This is a genomic window from Kitasatospora sp. NPDC048239, assembly GCF_043202015.1.
GTDB lineage: Bacteria > Actinomycetota > Actinomycetes > Streptomycetales > Streptomycetaceae > Kitasatospora.
This window is the reverse complement of record NZ_JBICZP010000006.1, coordinates 183,987-206,364: the sequence shown is the minus strand read 5'-3', so window position 1 is coordinate 206,364 and position 22,378 is coordinate 183,987. Positions and strand designations below refer to the sequence as shown.

Here is a 22,378-nt window from a genome sequence, read left to right as displayed (position 1 = left end):
TAACCGCGCCACCCATGGGTGGACCGGTCAGCCGCTCTCCGAGGCCGGGCACGGAAGTGCTTGCACACGAGTGGCCCACCGAACCTGGGTTGGTGGGCTGCACGCGACACCGAAACGGTGCGCGACGCTCCTCAGGGCTCCCCCGGAGGGGGCCCGCGGCCGGTGTCCCGCTGGTGTGGCCGGTCGGCTGGGTCTCCCCTGCCGCCGTCCCGGGACATGGCACTCCGCACGAGTATACGCTGCGATTCGCCTGCTCCCGCCCGGGGCAGGGGAGACGCTCACTCGCCCCTGAGCCGGCCCCTGGTCCACTCCACGATGTCCGCGTACCGGGCCTCCCCGCCGTGCCGGGTCGGCCGGTAGTACGCCTTGCCGTGCACCGCGTCCGGCGCGTACTGCTGCGCGGCGATGCCCTCCGGCAGGTCGTGCGGGTACTGGTAGCCCTGGCCGTGGCCGAGCTTGCCCGCACCGCCGTAGTGCGCGTCCCGCAGGTGCGGCGGCACCGCGCCCGCCATGCCCTGCCGGACGTCCGCCAGGGCCGCGTCGATCGCCAGGTAGGCGGCGTTGGACTTGGGCGCCAGCGCCAGCGCGATCGCCGCCTGGGAGAGGATGATCCGCGCCTCGGGGAAGCCGATCAGCGCCACCGCCTGGGCCGCCGCCACCGCCGTGGGCAGCGCCGTCGGGTCGGCCAGGCCGACGTCCTCGCTGGCCGAGATCATCAGCCGCCGGGCGATGAACCTCGGGTCCTCCCCCGCCTCGATCATCCGGGCCAGGTAGTGCAGCGTGGCGTCCACGTCGCTGCCGCGGATCGACTTGATCAGCGCGCTGGCCACGTCGTAGTGCTGGTCGCCGTCCTTGTCGTAGCGCACCGCGGCCTGGTTGACGGCCGTCTCGGTGGTGGCGAGCGTGATGACCGCCTCGCCCTTCTCCAGCGCCGCCCCGGCCGCCGCCTCCAGCGTGGTCAGCGCCCGCCGGGCGTCCCCGCCGGCCAGCCGCACCAGGTGGTCCTCGGCCTCCTCGGACAGCTCCAGCGCACCCTCCAGGCCCCGCTCGTCGGCCACCGCACGCCGCAGCAGGGCGCGGACGTCGTCGTCGGTCAGCGACTCCAGGGTGAGCAGCAGCGAGCGCGACAGCAGCGGGGAGATCACCGAGAAGTAGGGGTTCTCGGTGGTCGCCGCGATCAGGGTGACCCAGCGGTTCTCCACCGCCGGCAGCAGGGAGTCCTGCTGGGCCTTGGAGAAGCGGTGGATCTCGTCCAGGAAGAGCACCGTCTCCCGTCCGCTCATCCCGACGGCCCGGCGGGCGCCGTCGATGACCGCCCGCACCTCCTTGACCCCGGCGGTGATCGCCGACAGCTCGACGAAGCGGCCCTCGACGGCCTGGCTGATCACATGGGCGAGCGTGGTCTTCCCGGTGCCGGGCGGGCCCCAGAGGATCACCGAACTGGTGGCCGCCGGGCCGCGCGAGCCCGAGACGAGGCGGCGCAGCGGCGAGCCCGGCTTCAGCAGCTGCCGCTGGCCGGCCACCTCGTCCAGGGTGCGCGGGCGCATCCGCACGGCGAGCGGGGCCCGCCCCGGCTCCTTGGCCTGGCGTTCCTCGGCGGCGGCGGTGAAGAGGTCCGGTTCGTCCACACCGGAAGCCTATGCGAGGGCGCCGACAGACCGGCCCGGCCGGCGGGGTTCTGGGGAGCGGTCTTCAAGCCCCCGCAGGCGGGGGCTTGAAGACGGGCCCTACAGCTGCGGCACGTCCAGCAGGACGACCTCGAACTCCTCCAGCGAGCGCAGCGTCGCCCCGCCGGCGCTCACGGCCTTGGCCCGGGCCGCCGCGAGCGGGCCGCGGGAGGCGTCCAGGGCGGCCCGGTCGGCGAAGAGGAGGCCCACCGCACCGCGCTCGTCCTCGGCGTTGAACAGCATGGAGCCGCCGAGGAAACCGTCGACCCGCTGCATCGCGGGCAGCACCCCCTCGCGGAAGGCGGCGGCCAGCCGGTCGGCCTGCGCGCGGCCGACGTCGAACCTGGTCATCCGGAACCAGGAGCCCGGACCGGCCTGGGCGGGCCGGGCGGCGACCACGGCCTCCCAGGAGTCCTGGGCGACCGTCCCCCCGAGCGGTGCCAGCAGCTCCGCGCGCCGGCCGCGCAGCTGCTCGTCGCTGTCCCGTTCCGCCTGCTCGCTCTCCCACCAGGAGCCCATGGTGATGATGCCGAGCTCGCGGTTGGCGAACAGGCCGTAGCCCCGGTAGCCGGGCTGGCCGGACAGCAGCCCGACCGCCTCGGCGCGGAGCCCGTCGAGGGTCTGGTCGAGCCTGGCCGGGTCACCGGTCGCGTAGACGGTACGGACGAACATGGGCGGGTCTCCTGACATCCGGCGGGCGCCGCGGTGGGCGTCCGCGCGTGCACGGGCACGTCCATCGCACGCCGGGGCGGCGCCACCGGCAACGCCGCGGGGCCGTTCGGAGGACCCGCTAGGGCCTGTCCGGGCCGAGGCCCGCCGCGTGGTCCGGCACGTACGTCTGCAGGTCGCGCGGCGGCCGCTGGTAGCCGCGGGGCTCCGGGCGGGCCGGCAGGTCGACGGCCGGCGGGAGGACCTCGCGGTACGGGACGGTGGAGAGCAGGTGGGCGATCATGTTGATCCGGGCCCGGCGCTTGTCGTCGCTCTCCACCACGTGCCAGGGCGAGTCCGGGGTGTCGGTGTGGACGAACATCTCGTCCTTGGCCCGCGAGTAGTCCTCCCAGCGGCTGATCGACTCGACGTCCATCGGGGAGAGCTTCCAGCGCCGCATCGGGTCCTCCAGCCGGGCCCGGAAGCGCCGCTCCTGCTCGGTGTCGCTGACCGAGAACCAGTACTTGCGCAGCAGGATGCCCGCCTCGATCAGCATCCGCTCGAAGGTCGGGCACTGGTGCAGGAACTGCCAGTACTCCTCGGGCGTGCAGAAGCCCATCACCTTCTCGACCCCGGCCCGGTTGTACCAGCTGCGGTCGAACAGGACGATCTCGCCGGCCGCCGGCAGCTGCTCCACGTACCGCTGGAAGTACCACTGGGTGCGCTGGCGCTCGGTGGGGGCGGGCAGGGCCGCGACCCGGGCGATGCGCGGGTTCAGGTACTCCGTGACCCGCTTGATCGCGCCGCCCTTGCCGGCCGCGTCGCGCCCCTCGAAGACGACCACCAGCCGGGCGCCCTCGGCGCGCACCCACTCCTGGAGCTTCACCAGTTCGTTCTGGAGCCGCAGCAGCTCCCGCTCGTACGGCTTCCTCGCCAGTCGCTCGGACGCGGTCGGGTCCTCGTGCTTCGCCTTGGCTGACACCCGGGCGCCTCCGTTCGGCTCGTCCTGATGAGCACTCACGGTAGGCGCTGCGGACGGCCCGCGCAGGTCGTGGGCGTCGCGCGGCACCGGCGGCCCCCTGAACCGCCGCTGCCGCGCTCCCCCGATGCGCCCGGCCCTGGGGCCGAGTGATCAACCTTGGCCCACACCTGCCCGACCGGTCCAATATCCCGTTCCATAACCTAGGGGCATGGATGTCGACACCCGGCTGCTGCGCAGCTTCGTCATGGTCTGCGAGGAGGGTCAGCTGACGGCCGCGGCAGCGCGGCTGTTCGTCTCCCAGCCGACGCTGACCAAGCAGATCCGCCAGCTGGAGGCGCTGCTCGGGGCCGAGCTGTTCGAGCGCTCGCGCCGGGGCATGACGCCGACCCCCACCGGGCAGGCGCTGGCCGAGCACGCCGGTGCGCTGCTGGCGGGTTGGGAGGAGGCGCTGCGGGCGGCCCGGGCCGCGGCCGCCGAGCAGGGCTCGACGCTGCGGGTGGGCTTCGAGGGCGGGATCATCAACATGATGAGCCGGCAGACGGTCGTGGACTTCTCCCGGCGGATGCCCGGCTGGCAGGTCGAGCTGCGGCAGAACAACTGGTTCGACCCGACCTCGGGCCTGGCCACCGGGGAGATCGACCTGACGCTCTGGCACGCCCCGCCCTGGCTGGCGGAGCAGTACAACGTGGCCGTGCTCGGGGAGGAGCCGCGCTGCGCGGCGCTGCCGGCCGGGCACCGGCTGGCCGGCCGCGCGGTGATCGACTTCGAGGAGCTGCTGGACGAGCCCTTCGTGGCGATACCGCACGAGTCCGGCCACTGGCGCGACTACTGGCTGGCGGCGCGGGAGCGGGGCGGGCGGCCGGCGCGGATCGGCGCGGTGGCACACAATGCCGACGAGTGGCTGGCCGCGGTGGTGTGCGGCCAGGGCATCGGCTTCGCCCCGGAGACGATGAGCCGGCTGGCGGCGCGGGAGGATGTCGCGTACCGGCCGGTGCGGGGGCTGAGCCCGAGCCAGGTCGGGCTGTACTGGCCGAAGGAGCGGCAGTCCACGCCGGCGATGGCCGCGTTCGTGCGCAGCTGCCGGGCCACGGTCGGGTTCGGCGCCGGTCGGGCCGAGCGGGACCAGGGGACGCTCCGGACCTCGGTCTAGGGCCCCTCTTCCGAAGAGAGGGCCTAGACCGTCTCGAAGGGCTCCGGGTACTGGCACCGGCCGCGCGGGTCGCCGTCGTAGGCGGGCAGCACCAGCGCCTGGAAGTAGGCCTCCGGCACCTCGAACGGGCCGGTGACCTCGTGCCGCTGGGCGGGGATGAAGCCGAACCGGCCGTAGTAGTCCGGGTCGCCGAGGACGATGACCAGTTTCTCCCCGGCCTCCTCGGCGGCGGACAGCGCGGCCCGGACGACCAGCTCGCCGACGCCCTTGCGCTGCCACTCGGGGGCGACCGCGACGGGTGCCAGCGCGAGGCCCTGGCCCTGGCCGACCTGCAGCCGGGTGAGCAGCGCGTGGCCGACCACCAGGCCGGAGCCGTCCACCGCGACCACCGACAGTCCGGGCAGCCAGGCCGGGTCGCGGCGCAGCGCGTCGACCAGGTCCGCCTCGTCGGGGCCGGGGAAGGCCGCCATGTGGACCCGTCTGGTGGCGGGCGCGTCCTCGGGACACTCGACTCTGGTGCTGACGTTCATGGGGGGACCCTCTCTGTGTCGCACGCCGTTGTGGACCGGCCCCGGACGGCAGGTGCGCCGTCCGGGGCCGTGAAAGGTTAGCCGATCCGGCGTCAGTCCTTGGGCTGGGCCTCGGACTTGGCGTCCTCGCGGACCTTCGGCTGGGCGTCCACGCCGGCCTCGCGGCGCTGCGCGGGGGTGATCGGGGTGGGGGCGCCGGTCAGCGGGTCGCCGCCGGTGGACGTCTTCGGGAAGGCGATGACGTCGCGGATGGTGTCGTAGCCGCCGAGCAGCGTGACGATCCGGTCGAGGCCGAAGGCGACCCCGCCGTGCGGCGGCGGGCCGTAGTTGAAGGCGTCCAGCAGGAAGCCGAACTGCGAGGCGGCCTCCTCCTCGGACAGGCCGATCGCGTCGAACGCCCGCTTCTGCACGTCGCGCTGGTGGATACGGATCGAACCGCCGCCCAGCTCCGAGCCGTTGAGGACCAGGTCGTAGGCGTTGGAGAGCGCCGCGCCCGGGTCGGTGTCGAAGGTGGCGAGCGACTCGGCGGTCGGGGCGGTGAACGGGTGGTGCACCGCGTGCCAGCCCTGGAACTGGCCCTTGTCGTCCTCGATCGGCTCGAACATCGGGAAGTCGACGACCCAGAGGAAGGCCCACTGGGACGCGTCGATCAGCTCGCAGCGGCGGCCGATCTCCAGACGGGCGGCGCCGAGCAGCTCCTGCGAGGGGCGCTCCTTGCCGGCCGCGAAGAAGATCGCGTCGCCGTTCTTGGCGCCGGCCGCGGCGGCCAGGCCGGCCAGGTGCTCCTCGGAGAGGTTCTTGGCGACGGGGCCGCGCAGCTCGCCGGTCTCGGCGTCGATGACGACGTAGGCGAGGCCGCGGGCGCCGCGCGCCTTGGCCCAGTCCTGCCAGGCGTCGAGCGCCTTGCGGGGCTGCGAGGCGCCGCCGGGCATCACCACGGCGCCGACGTACGGGGCCTGGAAGACCCGGAAGTCGGTGCCCTTGAAGTACTCGGTGAGGTCGGTGAGTTCCTGTCCGAAGCGGACGTCCGGCTTGTCGGAGCCGTAGCGGGACATGGCGTCCGCGTAGGTCATCCGGGGCAGCGGGTTCGGGACCTCGTAGCCGTGCACCTCGCGCCAGATCGAGCCGATGATCTTCTCGCCGAGGGCCAGGATGTCCTCCTGGTCGACGAACGAGGCCTCGATGTCCAGCTGGGTGAACTCCGGCTGCCGGTCGGCGCGGAAGTCCTCGTCGCGGAAGCAGCGGGCGATCTGGTAGTAGCGCTCCATGCCGGCCACCATCAGCAGCTGCTTGAACAGCTGGGGCGACTGCGGCAGCGCGTACCAGTGGCCGGGCTGCAGGCGGACCGGGACGAGGAAGTCGCGGGCGCCCTCGGGGGTGGAGCGGGTGAGGTACGGCGTCTCGATGTCGAGGTAGTCGTTCTCCTCCATCACCCGGCGGATGATGTTGTTGACCTTGGAGCGCAGCCGCAGGCCCTTGGCCGGGCCCTCGCGGCGCAGGTCCAGGTAGCGGTAGCGCAGCCGGACCTCCTCGTTCACCGTGCCGGGCTCGTACTCGGCGACCGGGAACGGCAGCGGGGCGGCCTCGGAGAGCACCTCGATCTCGCTGACCACGACCTCGACCGCGCCGGTCGGGATGTCCGGGTTCTCGTTGCCCTCGGGGCGCACGCGGACGTCGCCGACGACCTTGACGCAGTACTCGGCGCGCAGGCCGTGCACCGAGTCGAGGTCGCGGACCACGATCTGCACGGTGCCGGAGGCGTCGCGCAGGTCGATGAAGGCCACCCCGCCGTGGTCTCGGCGGCGGGCGACCCAGCCGGCCAGGGTGACGGTCGTTCCGGCCTGCTCCGCGCGGAGCGTGCCCGCGTCGTGCGTGCGGATCACAGCTGCTTCTCCTTCAGGGTGGTGACGAGTGCTTCGAGTTCGACGGGGGTCTGCTCGCCCGTGGTCAGGTCCTTGACCTGGACGACACCGGCGGCGAGATCCCGCTCCCCGGCGAGGACGGCGAAGCGGGCACCGGAACGGTCGGCGGACTTCATGGCGTTCTTGATGCCCTTGACGCCGAAGGCGAGGTCGGTGGCGACGCCGGCCCGGCGCAGCTCGACCACCTTGGCGAACAGGACGTTCTTGGCTTCGTCGCTCAGCGCGACGGCGTACACGGAGGTGGCGGACGGCAGGTCGAGGACGATGCCCTCGGCCTCCATCGCCAGGAAGGTGCGGTCCACGCCGAGGGCCCAGCCGACGGACGGCAGCGCGGGGCCGCCGATCATCTCGGAGAGCCCGTCGTAGCGGCCGCCGCCGCCGATCGCGGACTGCGCGCCGAGGCCGTTGTGCACGAACTCGAAGGTGGTGCGGGTGTAGTAGTCCAGCCCGCGGACCAGCTTGGGGTCGTCGGTGAAGGCCACGCCGTTGGCGGTGAGCAGCTCGCGGACCTTCTCGTCGTAGGCCTTGCACTCCTCGCAGAGGAAGTCGCGCAGCATCGGCGCGCCGCCGAGCTGGGCCTGCACCGACTCGCGCTTGTCGTCCAGCACGCGCAGCGGGTTGATCTCGGCCCGGCGGCGGGTGTCCTCGTCCAGGTCCAGGCCGGCCAGGAACTCGACCAGCGCCGCGCGGTAGACCGGGCGGCACTGCTTGTCGCCGAGGCTGTTGAGCAGCAGCGAGTAGTCGCGCACGCCCAGCGAGCGGAAGGCGTCGTCGGCCAGGATGATCAGCTCGGCGTCCAGCGCCGGGTCCTCGGCGCCGATCGCCTCGGCGCCGACCTGCGAGAACTGGCGGTAGCGGCCCTTCTGCGCCCGCTCGTAGCGGTAGTAGGAGCCGGAGTACCAGAGCTTGACCGGCAGGTTGCCCTGCTTGTGCAGGTTGGCCTGGAGCGCGGCGCGCAGCACCGAGGCGGTGCCCTCGGGGCGCAGCGCGAGCTCGTCGCCGCCCTTGGTGGTGAGGTTGTACATCTCCTTGCTGACGATGTCGGTCGACTCGCCGACACCGCGGGAGAACAGCTTGACGTCCTCGAAGACCGGGGTCTCGATGTAGCCGTAGCCGGCCCTGCGGGCGGGCGCGGCGATCGCCTCGCGGATCGCCAGGAAGGTCGCCGAGCTCGGCGGCAGCAGGTCGTAGGTGCCCTTGGGGGCGGTGAAGGTGCTCAACTTCTCTTCCGTCACATTCCTCGGCGCGGGAAGGCCGGAGCGCCGAGCGCTCCCGCCGCCTGCCTGAGGTAGGGGTTGGTGGCGCGCTCACGGCCGATGGTCGTCTGTCCGCCGTGGCCGGAGAGGACCACGGTCGTGTCGTCGAGGGGCAGGCACACCCGGGCCAGCGACTGCATGATCGCCTCGCTGTCCCCGCCCGGGAGGTCCGTGCGCCCGATGGAGCCGGCGAAGAGCAGGTCGCCCGAGAAGAGCACCGGGGGGAGGTCCCCGGCACCGGGCGTCCTGAACGTCACCGACCCCTTGGTATGGCCGGGCGCGTGGTCGACGGTGAGCTTCAGGCCGGCCAGCTCCAGCACGCTGCCGTCGGTGAGCTCGCGCACGTCGTCGGGCTCGCCGACGGTGAGCTCGCCCATCAGCTGGGTGCCAAGCGAGCGGCCGAGCGCCTTCTCCGGGTCGGCCATCATGTAGCGGTCCTCGGGGTGGATCCAGGCCGGGACGCCCTTGGCGCCGCAGACGGGGACGACCGAGGCGATGTGGTCGATGTGGCCGTGGGTGAGCACGACCGCGACGGGCTTCAGCCCGTGCTCGCGGATCAGCTCGTCGACGCCCTGGGCGGCCTGGTGGCCGGGGTCGACGATGACACACTCCTCGCCGGGCCCCGGTGCGACCAGGTAGCAGTTGGTGCCCCAGGCTCCAGCGGGGAATCCGGCGATGAACACGCGCGTCCTCGGTGACTCGGTCGACAGTGGCGGCCACAGCATGCGGCTACACGATGTGATGTAAAGGCAGCCTACCGGCGGTCCGGGTCCGGTTGCGAACCAGATCCGCATGACAGGTTCACTTCGCCCTGGCAGGTTCACCCCGTTCTTACGGCGCCGGTCCCTACACTTGGCTCGCTGATGCTGATGCGATGATCCGCATCAGCATCCGTACCCGCCCTCCTCGCCCGCCATCGGGCCGGAGGGGACGACAAACACCCACGTAGGAGACACGGCCCGGTGGTCACCAGCGAACAGCGGCGGCGGCAGCTCGCCCGCGAGAAGTACGAGCGCCAGGCCGAGCGCCGGGCCGAGGCGCAGGCCGCGCGCAGGCGCCGCAACACGATCCTCGGCGCCTCGCTCGCCGTGGTCGTGCTGGCGGGCGGCGGCGCGTTGGTGGGGACGGGCGCCTTCGACTCGGACGACAAGAAGGACACCGCGTCCGGTGCGCAGGCCGCGCCGACCGCGACCGACGCTCCCGCCGCGCCGACCCGCAAGCCGGTCGAGGGCTGCGCCACCCCCGCTCCGGGCGCGCCGAACGGCAAGCAGTGGCAGGCCGAGCCGGCCATGACGGTGGAGGCGGGCGGCACCTACACCGCGACGCTGGACACCAACTGCGGCAAGGTGACCATCGCCCTGGACGCGGCCAAGGCGCCGCACACGGTGAACTCCTTCGCCTTCCTCTCCGCCGAGCAGTACTTCGACCACACCAAGTGCCACCGCCTGACCACCGGCGGGATCTTCGTGCTGCAGTGCGGCGACCCGACGGCCAGCGCGACCGCCCCGGGCGGCACCGGCGGTCCGGGCTACAAGTTCGCCGACGAGAACCTCACCGGCGCGACCTACCCGGCCGGCACCGTGGCGATGGCCAACTCCGGCCCGGGCACCAACGGCAGCCAGTTCTTCCTGGTTTACAAGGACACCAAGCTCGACCCGGCGTACACCCCGTTCGGCAAGATCACCGGTGGCCTGGACGTGCTGCAGAAGATCGCCGCCGCGGGCACCCTGGACGGCGGGACGGACGGCCCCCCGATGGCCGACATCACCCTCAACACGGTGGCCACCGCGAAGGGTTGAGCATTGCCGGGGCCGGCCCGCCGTCGCCGTGAGGCGGCTCCGGGACCGGCCCCGGAGCGAAATCGCCCGGCTCGGATGCGGACAGCACCGGGCCTGGTCGCCTATGTTGGCGTTGTATAGGGTGCCCAGACCCGCCGGCCGTCACCCTCGGCAGCACAGCACGGCGGACGGGACGGCGGACTCATCGGTCCGCCGCACATCAACTGTGGACGACGTACGCGTGCGCCCCGGCGCGGGCGCGACGTCATGTGGAGGACGCGCTATGAGCAGCGACCCGTGGGGCCGTGTCGACGAGCAGGGCACGGTCTACGTCAGGACGGCCGACGGCGAACGCGTCGTGGGTTCCTGGCAGGCCGGCTCGCCCGAGGAGGCCCTCGCCTACTTCGAGCGCAAGTACCAGGGCATCGAGGTGGAGATCGGCCTGCTGGAGAAGCGGGTGCGCACCACCGACCTGGCCGCCAAGGACGCCCAGACCGCGCTGGAGCACCTGCGCGCGCAGGTCGCCGAGGGGCACGCGGTGGGGGACCTGGACGCGCTGGCCAAGCGGCTGGACACGCTCGCCGGTGAGATCGAGAGCCGTCGCGAGGAGCGCAAGGCGGCCCGCGCCAAGGCGCAGGACGAGACCCGCACGGCCAAGGAGTCGCTGGTCGCGGAGGCCGAGCGGCTCGCCGAGTCCACCCAGTGGCGGGAGGCCGGGGACCGGCTGCGCGCACTGGTGGACACCTGGAAGGGCCTGCCCCGGCTGGACCGCAAGAGCGACGACGAGCTGTGGCACCGCTTCTCGCACGCCCGCTCGGTCTTCTCCAAGCACCGCAAGGCGCACTTCGCGACCCTGGACGCCGAGCGCGACCAGGCCCGCGCCGTCAAGGAGCAGCTGGTCACCGAGGCGGAGGCGCTCTCCTCGTCCACCGAGTGGGGTGACACGGCGGCCCGCTACCGCGACCTGATGGGCCGCTGGAAGGCCGCCGGGCGCGCGCAGCGCGACATCGAGGACGAGCTGTGGGCGCGGTTCCGCGGTGCGCAGGACGTCTTCTTCCAGGCCCGCTCCGCGGTGTTCAGCGAGCGGGACGCCGAGCAGGTCGAGAACCAGAAGCTCAAGGAGGTGCTGGCGACCGAGGCCGAGGCGATCCTGCCGATCACCGACCTGAAGGCCGCCAAGGCCGCGCTGCGCGAGATCAACGAGCGCTGGGAGGCGATCGGGCACGTGCCGCGCGACGCCCGTCCGAAGCTGGACGGCCGGCTGAACACGGTCGAGCGGGCGATCCGCGAGGCCGAGGACAGCGAGTGGAAGCGCTCGAACCCGGAGGCCAAGGCCCGTGCGGCCGGCATGGTCGGCCTCTTCCAGGCCAAGGCCGAGAAGATCCAGGCCGACCTGGACAAGGCCCGCGCGGCCGGCAACGCGAGCAGGGCCGCCAAGCTGGAGTCCGAGCTGGCCGGTGTGCAGACCCTGCTGGAGCAGGCGCACCGCAGCCAGGAGGAGTTCACCGGCTGATCCTGCGCCGCCGGATCCGACGAAGGGCCCCACCGCCGAGGCGGTGGGGCCCTTTCGCCGTACCGGTGGCCTACTTGCGGGCCGAGGTGACCCGGTAGACGTCGTACACGCCCTCGACGCCGCGGACGGCCTTCAGGACGTGGCCGAGGTGCTTCGGGTCGCCCATCTCGAAGGTGAAGCGGCTCATCGCGACCCGGTCGCGGGAGGTCTGCACCGCCGCCGACAGGATGTTGACGTGCTGGTCGGAGAGGACCCGGGTGACGTCCGAGAGCAGCCGCGAGCGGTCCAGGGCCTCGACCTGGATGGCCACCAGGAAGACGGAGGACTGGGTGGCCGCCCACTCGACCTCGATCATCCGCTCCGGCTGCTGGCTGAGCGCCTCGACGTTGACGCAGTCGGCGCGGTGCACCGAGACGCCGTTGCCGCGGGTGACGAAGCCGACGATCGGGTCGCCCGGCACCGGGGTGCAGCACCGGGAGAGCTTCACCCAGACGTCCTCGACGCCCTTGACGATGACACCCGGGTCGCCCTTGGCCCGGCGGCGGACCGCCCGGCGGGTGTCGTGCGTCGGGGTGGCGGTCTCCGCGAGGTCCTCGGTGGCCCCCTCCTCGCCGCCGAGCGCCTGCACCAGCTTCTGCACGATGTTCTGCGCGGCGACGTGTCCCTCGCCGATCGCCGCGTACAGCGAGGAGATGTCCGGGTAGCGCATCTCGTGCGCCAGGGTGACCAGCGAGTCGCCGGTCAGGATCCGCTGGATCGGCAGGCCCTGCTTGCGCATCGCGCGGGCGATGGCCTCCTTGCCGTGCTCGATCGCCTCCTCGCGGCGCTCCTTGGAGAACCAGGCCCGGATCTTGTTGCGGGCGCGCGGCGACTTGACGAAGCCCAGCCAGTCCCGGGAGGGTCCGGCGTTCTCCGCCTTGGAGGTGAAGACCTCGACGCTGTCGCCGTTCTCCAGGGTCGACTCCAGCGGCACCAGCCGCCCGTTCACCCGGGCCCCTATGCAGCGGTAGCCGACCTCGGTGTGGACGGCGAAGGCGAAGTCCACCGGGGTGGCGCCGGCCGGCAGCGCTATGACGTCGCCCTTGGGCGTGAAGACGAAGACCTCGTTGTTGGAGAGGTCGAAGCGCAGCGACTCCAGGAACTCGCTCGGGTCCTCGGTCTCCTTCTGCCAGTCCAGCAGCTGCCGCAGCCAGGCCATCTCGTTGACGGCGCCGGCCTTGTCGTCCTTGCGGGTCTGGGTCGGGGTGTCGGTGCGCACCTTGGAGGCTCCGGCCACCGCGCGCTGCTTGTACTTCCAGTGCGCGGCGATGCCGTACTCGGCCCGGCGGTGCATGTCGAAGGTGCGGATCTGCAGCTCGACGGGCTTGCCGCCCGGACCGATCACCGTGGTGTGCAGCGACTGGTACATGTTGAACTTGGGCATCGCGATGTAGTCCTTGAACCGCCCCGGCACCGGGTTCCACCGCGCGTGGATGGTGCCCAGCGCCGCGTAGCAGTCGCGGACGGTGTCGACCAGGACCCGGATGCCCACCAGGTCGTAGATCTCGGCGAAGTCCCGGCCCCGGACGATCATCTTCTGGTAGACCGAGTAGTAGTGCTTCGGCCGACCGGTGACGGAGGCGGTGATCCGGGCGCCGCGCAGGTCCCCCTGGACCTGGTCGATGACGGTCGCCAGGTACTCGTCCCGCTTGGGGGCCCGCTCGGCGACCAGGCGGACGATCTCGTCGTACATCTTGGGGTAGAGGATCGCGAAGGCGAGGTCCTCCAGCTCCCACTTGATGGTGTTCATCCCCAGCCGGTGGGCCAGCGGGGCGTAGATCTCCAGCGTCTCGCGGGCCTTCTTCTCCTGCTTCTCCCGCTTGAGGTAGCGCATGGTGCGCATGTTGTGCAGGCGGTCGGCCAGTTTGATCACCAGGACGCGCGGGTCCTTGGCCATCGCGACGACCATCTTGCGGACGGTCTCGGCCTGCGCGGCCTCGCCGAACTTGACCCGGTCCAGCTTGGTGACGCCGTCGACCAGCAGGGCCACCGAGTCGCCGAAGTCCTTGCGCAGGGTCTCCAGGCCGTAGTCGGTGTCCTCGACGGTGTCGTGCAGCAGCCCCGCCATCAGCGTCGCGGCGTCCATGCCCAGCTCCGCCAGGATGGTCGCGACGGCCAGCGGGTGGGTGATGTAGGGGTCGCCGCTCTTGCGCTTCTGGCCGCGGTGCCACTTCTCGGCGACCGCGTACGCCTTCTCGATCTCCCGCAGCAGGACCGGGTCGGCCTTGGGGTCGTTGGCCCGGATGGAGCGGAACAGCGGCTCCAGGACGGGGTTGAGCACGCTGGAGCGCTGACCGCCGAGGCGGGCCAGGCGGGCGCGCATGCCTCCGGAGGAGGAGGGCCTGGTGGCCGGAGCCACCGGACGCGAGGAGGTCGGCGCCGGGCGTGCCGGGGTGGCCCCCGAGGGCGTGGGACGGTCTTCGGGGGCGGCCGCTGCGGCCGTGGGCACAACCTCGTCGGGCAAGGACACTCCTCGGGGCACCGGGCCTGCCCCTGGCACCGGTCACACAACCGGGAGGGGATGAATCTTCATGGTACCGAGCCGGGCGCTCCGGTGTTCAGCCGCCCGGGTCCGGACACGCGGAGGGCGGCGGTCGGATGATCCGACCGCCGCCCTCCGTTCCCAGCTCAGACCGTGACCAGCGTCTCCAGCGGGGCGCTGCCCAGGTGCCCGGCGAGCCGCGCGCGGCCGTCCAGGAAGCCCAGCTCCATCAGGACCACGACGCCCGCGAGCTCGGCGCCGGCCTCCTTCACCAGGTCCAGCGACGCACCGATGGTGCCGCCGGTGGCCAGCACGTCGTCGACCACCAGCACCCGCTCACCGGGAGCGAAGGCGTCGCACTGCACCTCCAGCGTCGCCGAGCCGTACTCCAGCTCGTACGAGCGCCGGAACACCTCGCCGGGCAGCTTGCCCTGCTTGCGGATCGGCACGAAGCCGAGCCCGGCCGCGAAGGCCGCCGGAGCCGCCAGCACGAAGCCGCGCGCCTCCAGGCCCACCACCTTGGTCGCACCGAGGGCCTGCGCCCGGTCCGCCAGCGCCTGGACGAGGGCCGCGAAGGCCTCGGCGTCGGCCAGCAGCGGCGCGATGTCCTTGAACAGCACACCCTGCTTCGGGTAGTCCGGGATGTCCCGGATCCGGCTGTCCAGCAGCTCGGCCAGTGCGGTGTCGGCGGTGGTCACAAGAGGTCCTTACGGTCGGGCGGGTCAGCGCTTGCCGGACGAACGGCCCTTGGCACGCGAGGTGCCGGCCGCACGGCCACGCTGACCGACCATACCCGCGGGCAGGTCCTCGTCGGCGAACTCCTCGCCCTTCGGCGTCTCGTCCGAGCCGGCCTCGGCGGCCGCCTTGGCGTCCGCCGCACGGCGCTGCGCGACCCGCTTGGCCAGCGCCTTCATCTCCGGCTGCTCCTCCTTGAGCTGCGCCAGCAGCGGGGTGGCGACGCAGATCGAGGAGTAGGCACCGGCGGCGAGGCCGATGAACAGCGCGAGCGAGATGTCGTTCAGGGTGCCGGCACCCAGGAGGCCGCCGCCGATGAACAGCAGCGCCGCCACCGGGAGCAGGGCGACCACCGTGGTGTTCAGCGAGCGCACCAGGGTCTGGTTGAGACCCGCGTTGGCGGCCTCGCTGTAGGTGATCTTGTTCTGCTTGGTGAGCCCCTTGGCGTTCTCCTTCACGGTGTCGAAGACGACCACCGTGTCGTAGAGCGAGTACCCGAGGATCGTCAGGAAGCCGATCACCGTACCGGGGGTGACCTCGAAGCCCACCAGGGCGTACACGCCGATGGTGATCAGGAGGTCGTGGATGAGGGCGACCAGGGCGGCCACCGCCATCCGCCACTCGAAGGCGATCGCCAGGTAGATCGTCACCAGGATCATGAAGATGATCAGGCCGGTGAGCGCCTTGTGGGAGATCTGCTCACCCCAGCTGGGACCGATCACCTGGGTGTCGATCTCGGCGACGGGGACGCTGATCTCCTTGGACAGCTTGTCCGTGAAGACCGACGAGGAGACCTGCTCCTCGGAGCTGATCTGGATGCGGATCTTCTCGCCGTTGTCGACGGACTGCACCAGGGGGTGCGAGTGGACGATCTTGTCCACCGCGTCCTGCGCCTGCGAGATCGACAGCCCCGGCTTGGAGACCGTGTAGACCGAGCCGCCCTTGAACTCGATGCCGAGTTTCAGGCCCATGGCCAGGCCGACCGCCGCGACCAGGACGATCACACCGGAGATGCTGTACCAGAGCTTGCGGCGCCCGACGAAGTCGAAGCTGACCTCGCCCTGGTAGAGCCGGTGGCCCAGATTGGAGAAGCGTGACACGGTGTCAGGCCTCCTTCACGGCGGAAGCGGACGGGCTACGGCGACGGGTGCTGCGCAGCGGCGGGCGGGCGCCCAGCCGCTTCGGGTCCAGACCGGACCACGGGTGGCCGTCGGAGAAGAACTTCTTCCGGGCCAGCAGGGTGATCAGCGGCTTGGTGAAGAGGAAGATCACCACGACGTCGAGCGCGGTGGTCAGGCCCAGCGTGAACGCGAAGCCCTGCACCTTGCCGACCGAGACGAGGTAGAGCACCGCGGCGCAGAGGAAGGACACGAAGTCCGACACCAGGATGGTGCGCCGGGCGCGCGGCCAGGCCCGCTGGACGGCCGGGCGCAGCGGGGCGCCCTCGCGGACCTCGTCGCGGATGCGCTCGAAGTACACGATGAAGGAGTCCGCGGTGATACCGATCGCGACGATCGCACCGCAGACGGCCGGCAGGTTCAGCGCGAAGCCGATGCCCGCGCCGAGCAGGCTCATGATCGAGTAGGTGAGGATCGCCGAGACGATCAGACCCGCGATCGAGACCAGGCCCAGGCCCCGGTAGTAGACCAGCGAGTAGAGGACCACCAGCAGCATGCCGATCAGGCCGGCGATCAGGCCCGCCTTCAGCTGGTCGCCGCCGAGCTGCGGCGAGACGGTGGTGACGTCGCTGGTGGTGAACTCCAGCGGCAGCGCGCCGAAGCTGAGCACGTTGGCGAGGTTCTGCGCCTCGGTCTGGGTGAAGCTGCCGGAGATCACGCCCGAGCCGCCGGGGATGGCGCCGCGCACGAGCGGGTGGGAGACGACCTGGCCGTCCAGCACGATGGCGAACTGGTCGGTCGGGCTGGGCTGGCCGGCCAGCTTGCCGGTGATCGCGGTGAACGCGTCGCCGCCCTTGCCGTTGAACTGCAGCTGGACCTGCCAGCCGCCGCCCTGCTGGGTGTCGATGGTGGCCTGCGCCTTGGAGACGTCCGAGCCGTAGACGGCGACCGGGCCGAGGGCGAGCTTGTAGTAGAGCCCCTTCTCGTCCTTCTGGGTGCAGGCGACGGCCGGCTTGTCCACGCCCGTCTGGTAGTTCTTCCGCTGGTCCAGCTGGGAGCAGTCGATGCGGGCGAACTCGGCCGCCAGCTCCGGCGGCACGGTGCCCGAGGTCATCGCGGCGGTCAGGTCCGGGTTGGCCGCCGGAGCGCTGGGCGCGGTGCTCGGAGCGGTGCTCGGAGCGGTGCTCGGCGCGCCGGAGGCGGCCGCGCTCGGGGTGGCGTCGGCGGCGAGCGCCTCGCCGACCGCGCGGCCCTGCTTGGTGGCGCTGGCGCTCGGCGCGGCGGCGGTGGTACCCGCCGAGGCCGAGGGGGTGGCCGTGGGGGCCGCACCCGGGGCGGCACTGCCGCTAGCCGTGGGGGAGGCGGTCGGGGCCGGGACCTGGATGCCGCTCGGGGCGAGGGCGAGGACCGGGCGGAAGAACAGCTGGGCGGTGGTGCCGACCTGGTCGGCCGCCGTCTGCTTGTCTCCACCCTTGGGGATGTTGACGATGATGTTCTTGTCGCCCTGGGTCTGGACCTCCGCCTCGGAGACACCCATCCCGTTGACGCGCTGCTCGATGATCCCGGTGGCGATGTCCATGCTGGACTTGTTGATCGCCTTGGGGTCGGTCGACTTCGCGGTCAGCGTGATGCTGGTGCCGCCGGCGAGGTCGATCCCGAGGCGGGGCTTGGTGTTGCCCGTCCCGAACATGAGGGCGACCAGTCCGACGGTGACGACCAGGATGAGGGCCAGCGCCCGCCCTGGGTAGCCGTCGCGCGGGCGCGACTTGGGTGTTGCCACCTTGCTCGTTTCTCCCTGTCCATGCCACCTCCCCTACCGGACCCCCGTCCGGCTCGTGGCGGGACGGGGGCATGGCGGGAGCGCGGCCCTGAGGTCCTGTGGGCTCGCGGCACTGCGCCGCGCGGCCGGGCTGGTGCCCGACCGTACTACTTGCTCGCGGGAGCCCCGCCCTCGGCATCGCCCTTCTCGGCGCTGTCCTTGGTGAGCGTCAGCGGCTTGTCCTCGGCCTGCTCGGCCTCGGCGTCCTCGGCATCGACCTCGGGGAGCTCGTCCTCGGCGGGGCGACCGTTGATGATCGCGTCGTACTCCTGCGGGTCCAGCACGGCCGCGACCGCACTCTTGGTGAAGTGGCTGATCACGCCGGGGGCGATCTCCAGCTCGACGGTCTCCTCGTTGACCGCCTTCACCTGGGCGTACAGGCCGCCGATGGTGCGCACTCCGGCCCCGGGCTCCAGCGCGGTCTGCATGCTCTGCATCTGCTGCTGGCGCTTCTTCTGCGACCGGAACATGAGCACGATCGCGATGATCGGGAGGAGAAGGATGATGAGGTTCACTGCAGCCAGGGTCCTTTACGGGCCGCCGGCCGGCGGCCTGTGTGGTATTGGTCGGCCCGTCAGGTGAGAGGGGCGGTCCGGCGGAGTCTAGGCGACCCCGAACTGATCGGACAACGCCAAGCATCGCATCCTGCCGCCGAAAGTGGCGAGCCTCGGCCTGCACAGTTTCCTCGGACTTCTTCCCCGACTTCCGCCCGCGGACCTCTCACGGGCTCCCGCCGGGCCGGCGTCACCCGTTCAGCCCACGTCCCCCGGGAAGAGTTCCGGCTGGGCCGGCACCGCGCCGCGGATGGTCTGGACCGGCGGGGTGAGGCCGAGGTGCTGCCAGGCGGCGGCGGTGGCGATCCGCCCGCGCGGGGTGCGGGCGAGCAGGCCCTCGCGGACCAGGAACGGCTCGGCGACCTCCTCGACCGTCTCGGCCTCCTCCCCCACCGCGACCGCGAGCGTCGACAGCCCGACCGGGCCGCCGCCGAACAGTCGCAGCAGCGCGTCCAGCACCGCGCGGTCGAGCCGGTCCAGCCCGCGGGCGTCCACCTCGTAGACCTCCAGCGCCTGGGCGGCGATCCCCGGGGTGACCACGCCGTCGTGCCGGACCTGGGCGTAGTCGCGCACCCGGCGCAGCAGCCGGTTGGCGATCCGCGGGGTGCCCCGGGAGCGGCCGGCGATCTCGGCGGCGCCGGCCGGGTCGATCTCGACGTCCAGCAGGGCGGCCGAGCGGTGCACCACCCGCTCCAGCTCGGCGGGGGCGTAGAACTCCATGTGCCCGGTGAAGCCGAAGCGGTCGCGCAGCGGCGGCGGCAGCAGGCCGGCCCGGGTGGTCGCGCCGACCAGGGTGAAGGGCGGCAGCTCCAGCGGGATGGCGGTGGCGCCGGGCCCCTTGCCGACGATCACGTCGACCCGGAAGTCCTCCATCGCCATGTAGAGCATCTCCTCCGCCGGGCGGGACATCCGGTGGATCTCGTCCAGGAAGAGCACCTCGCCCTCGGTCAGCGAGGAGAGGATCGCCGCCAGGTCGCCCGCGTGCTGGATCGCCGGACCGGAGGTGATCCGGATCGGGGCGCCCAGCTCGGCCGCGATGATCATCGACAGGGTGGTCTTGCCGAGCCCGGGCGGGCCGCTGAGCAGCACGTGGTCGGGGGCGCTGCCGCGCTGGCGGGCGGCCTGGAGCACCAGGGACAGCTGCTCGCGCACCCGCTCCTGGCCGATGAACTCGTCCAGCAGCTTGGGCCGCAGCGCCGCCTCGACCGCCTGGTCCTCACCGTCGGCGGCGGCCGTGACCAGCCGGTCGGCCGGGTCGGAGTCGTACGGGCTCATCGGTGCGGGCTCCAATGTCGACAAGGGGACAGGTGGTCAGATCGGCAAAGACGTCAGCGGGTGCGGTTCAGGGTGCGCAGCGCGGCCTTGAGCAGCGCGCCGACGTCCGTCCTGGGCTGCGCCTCGGCCTCGGGGGTGACGGCGGTGACCGCCTCGTCGGCCTCCCGCGGGGCGTAGCCGAGGCCGACCAGCGCGGCGTGCAGCTGCTCGCTCCACGGCGCGGGCCCGGCGGCGATCGGCTTCTGGGCGGGGACGCTGCCGTGCGGGGCGCCCAGCTTGTCCTTGTACTCCAGCAGCAGCTTGGCGGCCTTGGCCTTGCCGATCCCGGGGACGGCGATCAGCGCCTTCTCGTTCCCGGCGGCGACGGCGGCCCGCAGCTCGTCCGGGCTGTGCACCCCGAGCATGGCCTGCGCCAGGCGCGGGCCGACCCCGGGCGCCGCCTGCAGGATCTCGAAGACGGCGCGCTCGTCGTCGTCCGCGAAGCCGTAGAGGGTGAGCGAGTCCTCCCGGACCACCAGGGAGGTGGCGAGCCGGGTGGGCTCGCCCGGCCGCAGCCCGGCCGCGGTGGCGGGGGTGCACTGCACGGCCATCCCGACGCCGCCGACCTCGACGACGACGGTGCCGCCGGAGATGGCGGCCACCGGGCCCTGGACGAAGGCGATCATCGTGCGGCTCCTCGGGAGGCTCGGTAGGCGGACGGCCGGGCCGGTGCGGCCTTGGCCGGCGCCGCCTTGGCGACGGCGGCGGCGATCCGGTCGGTGGCACCGCCGCGCCAGATGTGGCAGATGGCCAGCGCCAGCGCGTCCGCGGCGTCGGCGGGCTTGGGCGGGGCGTCCAGCCGCAGCAGCCGCTGCACCATGCTGGTGACCTGGGCCTTGTCGGCCCGGCCGGAGCCGGTGACGGCCGCCTTGACCTCGCTGGGGGTGTGCAGGGTGACGGGGATGCCCCGCCGGGTGGCGCAGAGCATCGCGACGGCGCTGGCCTGCGCGGTGCCCATCACGGTGCGGACGTTGTGCTGGGCGAAGACCCGCTCGACCGCCACCAGGTCCGGCCGGTGCTCGTCGAGCCAGCTCTCGATGCCCTGCTCGACCAGGAGCAGCCGCGGCCCGATGTCCGCCTCGGCGGGCGTGCGCACCACGCCGACCCCGACCATCTTCAGGGGCCGGCCGGGCGCGCCGTCGACCACCCCGATCCCGCACCTGGTCAGCCCCGGGTCCACACCCAGTACCCGCACGTCAGCCCCGCCTCTCGGTAAACCCGCCGCCCGCCCCCGGGCGCAGCGACCTGCGAAGGCTACCGCCCGGGTCGGACAACGGCTCGAACGACACCGGCCCGGTGGTCCTGGGACCACCGGGCCGGGAGGTGGGAGCGGTCACTCGGAGTCGAGCTGCGCACCGACCTCGTCGCTGATGTCGAAGTTGGCGAAGACGTTCTGCACGTCGTCGCTGTCCTCCAGGGCGTCGATCAGCTTCAGGATCTTGCGGGCGCCCTCGACGTCCAGCTCGACCTGCATGCTCGGCAGGAAGTTGGCCTCGGCCGAGTCGTAGTCGACGCCGGCGTCGACCAGCGCGGTCCGGACGGCGACCATCTTGGAGGCCTCGGAGACGATCTCGAAGGACTCGCCGAGGTCGTTGATCTCCTCGGGCTCCTGGTCGAGGACGACCTCGAACAGCTTGTCCTCGTCCACGCCGTCCGACTTGGGGACGATCACGACACCCTTGCGGGTGAAGAGGTAGGACACCGAGCCCGGGTCGGCCATCGATCCGCCGTTGCGGGTCATCGCGACGCGCACGTCGGAGGCGGCGCGGTTGCGGTTGTCGGTGAGGCACTCGATGAGGACGGCCACACCGTTCGGGCCGTAGCCCTCGTACATGATGGTCTGGTAGTCGGCGCCGCCGGCCTCCAGACCGCCACCGCGCTTGACGGCGCGGTTGATGTTGTCGATCGGGACCGAGCTCTTCTTCGCCTTCTGGATGGCGTCGTACAGGGTCGGGTTACCGGCCGGGTCGGGACCACCGGTGCGCGCCGCCACCTCGATGTTCTTGATCATCTTGGCGAAGAGCTTGCCGCGCTTGGCGTCGATCACGGCCTTCTTGTGCTTGGTCGTAGCCCACTTAGAGTGGCCGGACATCGCCAGCTCCTTTACGTCGCCAAAGGGAAATGAACAGATGAGATCTTACCGGTGTCGTCACCGGTGGACCGCACACGGTCAGCGTGCGGCGGCGAGGTGCTCCTCGACCATGGCGACGAAGTAGCCGTGCACCCGGTGGTCGCCGGTCAGCTCGGGGTGGAACGAGGTCGCGAGCAGGTTGCCCTGGCGCACGGCGACGATCCGGCTCTCCGGGCCGTCCGCGGCCGGCAGCTCGGCCAGCACCTCGACACCGGCGCCGACGGCCTCGACCCAGGGGGCGCGGATGAACACGCCGTGCACCGGGCCGCCGTCCAGGCCCTTGAAGTCGACGCCGGACTCGAAGGACTCGTTCTGGCGCCCGAAGGCGTTGCGCCGCACGGTCATGTCGATCCCGCCGACGGTCTCCTGGTCGTCGCGGCCGTCCAGGATCTTGTCGGCCAGCATGATCATGCCCGCGCAGGTGCCGTAGACCGGCATACCGGCGGCGACCCGCTCGCGCACCGGGTCCATCACGCCGAACAGCAGCGCCAGTTTGGACATGGTGGTGGACTCCCCGCCGGGGATCACCAGCGCGTCGACCTCGGCCAGCTCCTCGGCACGGCGCACCGGGCGGGCCAGCGCGTCGGCCTCGGCCAGCGCGACCAGGTGCTCGCGGACGTCGCCCTGCAGGGCGAGGACGCCGATGACTGGAGTGCTCACGGTCTCAAACCTCTTCGATCGTTACTTCGTGTGTACGTGGCGCGGCCCGCCGCGCGCCGAGGCGCTGCGGCGGGCCGACG

Annotated in this window: 20 protein-coding genes; 3 read left to right on the top strand and 17 right to left on the bottom strand. The window is 72.1% G+C overall.

Annotation, left to right across the window (positions count from 1 at the left end):
* Positions 1–278: 278 nt before the first annotated feature.
* The 3 genes from ACGFZP_RS18530 to ppk2 form a co-directional block, all read right to left on the bottom strand.
* Positions 279–1,628 (bottom strand): replication-associated recombination protein A, encoded by a 1,350-nt coding sequence (locus ACGFZP_RS18530; RefSeq protein WP_392933891.1) that lies wholly within the window; start codon positions 1,626–1,628, stop codon positions 279–281.
* Positions 1,629–1,727: 99 nt separating this feature from the next.
* Positions 1,728–2,339, bottom strand: a complete 612-nt coding sequence (locus ACGFZP_RS18525) for an antibiotic biosynthesis monooxygenase (protein WP_392933890.1) — start codon at positions 2,337–2,339, stop codon at positions 1,728–1,730.
* A gap of 118 nt (positions 2,340–2,457) precedes the next feature.
* On the bottom strand, positions 2,458–3,297 hold the full coding sequence (ppk2, locus tag ACGFZP_RS18520) for a polyphosphate kinase 2 (RefSeq protein WP_392933888.1): 840 nt from the start codon (positions 3,295–3,297) through the stop codon (positions 2,458–2,460).
* 208 nt (positions 3,298–3,505) lie between these two features.
* Here ppk2 and ACGFZP_RS18515 point away from each other — a divergent pair, with 208 nt between their 5' ends.
* Entirely contained in the window at positions 3,506–4,447 is a 942-nt protein-coding gene (locus ACGFZP_RS18515; RefSeq protein WP_392933885.1) for a LysR family transcriptional regulator, read from the top strand.
* A 23-nt stretch (positions 4,448–4,470) separates the two neighbouring features.
* On the opposite strand, the gene ACGFZP_RS18510 is transcribed toward ACGFZP_RS18515, so the two are convergent.
* The 4 genes from ACGFZP_RS18510 to ACGFZP_RS18495 form a co-directional block, all read right to left on the bottom strand.
* Entirely contained in the window at positions 4,471–4,977 is a 507-nt protein-coding gene (locus tag ACGFZP_RS18510) for a GNAT family N-acetyltransferase (protein ID WP_392933883.1), read from the bottom strand.
* Positions 4,978–5,069: 92 nt separating this feature from the next.
* Positions 5,070–6,860 carry an aspartate--tRNA ligase gene (aspS, locus tag ACGFZP_RS18505; RefSeq protein ID WP_392933880.1) on the bottom strand — a complete coding sequence of 597 codons (1,791 nt, stop codon included), beginning with the start codon at positions 6,858–6,860 and terminating at the stop codon, positions 5,070–5,072.
* Positions 6,857–8,119, bottom strand: coding sequence for a histidine--tRNA ligase (gene hisS / locus ACGFZP_RS18500; RefSeq protein ID WP_392933878.1), 1,263 nt, complete (start codon positions 8,117–8,119; stop codon positions 6,857–6,859). Before hisS ends, aspS begins: the two co-directional genes overlap by 4 nt.
* Positions 8,120–8,130: 11 nt before the next feature.
* Entirely contained in the window at positions 8,131–8,838 is a 708-nt protein-coding gene (locus tag ACGFZP_RS18495) for an MBL fold metallo-hydrolase (protein ID WP_392933876.1), read from the bottom strand.
* Between the two features lie 279 nt (positions 8,839–9,117).
* Here ACGFZP_RS18495 and ACGFZP_RS18490 point away from each other — a divergent pair, with 279 nt between their 5' ends.
* Together ACGFZP_RS18490 and ACGFZP_RS18485 are read left to right on the top strand one after the other, a co-directional pair.
* Positions 9,118–9,954 carry a peptidylprolyl isomerase gene (locus tag ACGFZP_RS18490; RefSeq protein ID WP_392933874.1) on the top strand — a complete coding sequence of 279 codons (837 nt, stop codon included), beginning with the start codon at positions 9,118–9,120 and terminating at the stop codon, positions 9,952–9,954.
* A 262-nt stretch (positions 9,955–10,216) separates the two neighbouring features.
* Positions 10,217–11,446 (top strand): DUF349 domain-containing protein, encoded by a 1,230-nt coding sequence (locus tag ACGFZP_RS18485; protein ID WP_392933872.1) that lies wholly within the window; start codon positions 10,217–10,219, stop codon positions 11,444–11,446.
* Between the two features lie 70 nt (positions 11,447–11,516).
* On the opposite strand, the gene ACGFZP_RS18480 is transcribed toward ACGFZP_RS18485, so the two are convergent.
* The 10 genes from ACGFZP_RS18480 to pdxT form a co-directional block, all read right to left on the bottom strand.
* Positions 11,517–13,934 (bottom strand): RelA/SpoT family protein, encoded by a 2,418-nt coding sequence (locus tag ACGFZP_RS18480; protein WP_392934667.1) that lies wholly within the window; start codon positions 13,932–13,934, stop codon positions 11,517–11,519.
* Between the two features lie 179 nt (positions 13,935–14,113).
* Positions 14,114–14,665, bottom strand: a complete 552-nt coding sequence (locus ACGFZP_RS18475; RefSeq protein WP_392933870.1) for an adenine phosphoribosyltransferase — start codon at positions 14,663–14,665, stop codon at positions 14,114–14,116.
* Between the two features lie 24 nt (positions 14,666–14,689).
* On the bottom strand, positions 14,690–15,802 hold the full coding sequence (gene secF, locus ACGFZP_RS18470; RefSeq protein ID WP_392933869.1) for a protein translocase subunit SecF: 1,113 nt from the start codon (positions 15,800–15,802) through the stop codon (positions 14,690–14,692).
* Between the two features lie 4 nt (positions 15,803–15,806).
* Entirely contained in the window at positions 15,807–17,600 is a 1,794-nt protein-coding gene (secD, locus tag ACGFZP_RS18465) for a protein translocase subunit SecD (RefSeq protein WP_392933867.1), read from the bottom strand.
* Between the two features lie 146 nt (positions 17,601–17,746).
* Positions 17,747–18,154, bottom strand: coding sequence for a preprotein translocase subunit YajC (gene yajC / locus ACGFZP_RS18460; protein WP_392933864.1), 408 nt, complete (start codon positions 18,152–18,154; stop codon positions 17,747–17,749).
* A gap of 237 nt (positions 18,155–18,391) precedes the next feature.
* Positions 18,392–19,468, bottom strand: a complete 1,077-nt coding sequence (gene ruvB, locus ACGFZP_RS18455) for a Holliday junction branch migration DNA helicase RuvB (RefSeq protein WP_392933861.1) — start codon at positions 19,466–19,468, stop codon at positions 18,392–18,394.
* Positions 19,469–19,521: 53 nt separating this feature from the next.
* Positions 19,522–20,133 (bottom strand): Holliday junction branch migration protein RuvA, encoded by a 612-nt coding sequence (gene ruvA, locus ACGFZP_RS18450; protein WP_392933859.1) that lies wholly within the window; start codon positions 20,131–20,133, stop codon positions 19,522–19,524.
* The gene (ruvC, locus tag ACGFZP_RS18445; RefSeq protein WP_392933857.1) at positions 20,130–20,702 is read right to left on the bottom strand and encodes a crossover junction endodeoxyribonuclease RuvC; all 573 of its coding nucleotides are present in this window, start codon (positions 20,700–20,702) and stop codon (positions 20,130–20,132) included. Before ruvC ends, ruvA begins: the two co-directional genes overlap by 4 nt.
* Positions 20,703–20,840: 138 nt before the next feature.
* Entirely contained in the window at positions 20,841–21,599 is a 759-nt protein-coding gene (locus ACGFZP_RS18440) for a YebC/PmpR family DNA-binding transcriptional regulator (RefSeq protein ID WP_392933855.1), read from the bottom strand.
* Positions 21,600–21,677: 78 nt separating this feature from the next.
* The gene (gene pdxT / locus ACGFZP_RS18435; protein ID WP_392933853.1) at positions 21,678–22,298 is read right to left on the bottom strand and encodes a pyridoxal 5'-phosphate synthase glutaminase subunit PdxT; all 621 of its coding nucleotides are present in this window, start codon (positions 22,296–22,298) and stop codon (positions 21,678–21,680) included.
* Positions 22,299–22,378 lie beyond the last annotated feature (80 nt).

Bases quoted from the DNA above. Each gene is read 5' to 3' on its own strand.
- ACGFZP_RS18525 (WP_392933890.1), bottom strand. From the start codon at position 2,339: ATGTTCGTCCGTACCGTCTACGCGACCGGTGACCCGGCCAGGCTCGAC.
- ACGFZP_RS18515 (WP_392933885.1), top strand. From the start codon at position 3,506: ATGGATGTCGACACCCGGCTGCTGCGCAGCTTCGTCATGGTCTGCGAG.
- ACGFZP_RS18510 (WP_392933883.1), bottom strand. From the start codon at position 4,977: ATGAACGTCAGCACCAGAGTCGAGTGTCCCGAGGACGCGCCCGCCACC.
- ACGFZP_RS18485 (WP_392933872.1), top strand. From the start codon at position 10,217: ATGAGCAGCGACCCGTGGGGCCGTGTCGACGAGCAGGGCACGGTCTAC.
- ruvB (WP_392933861.1), bottom strand. From the start codon at position 19,468: ATGAGCCCGTACGACTCCGACCCGGCCGACCGGCTGGTCACGGCCGCC.
- ruvA (WP_392933859.1), bottom strand. From the start codon at position 20,133: ATGATCGCCTTCGTCCAGGGCCCGGTGGCCGCCATCTCCGGCGGCACC.
- ACGFZP_RS18440 (WP_392933855.1), bottom strand. From the start codon at position 21,599: ATGTCCGGCCACTCTAAGTGGGCTACGACCAAGCACAAGAAGGCCGTG.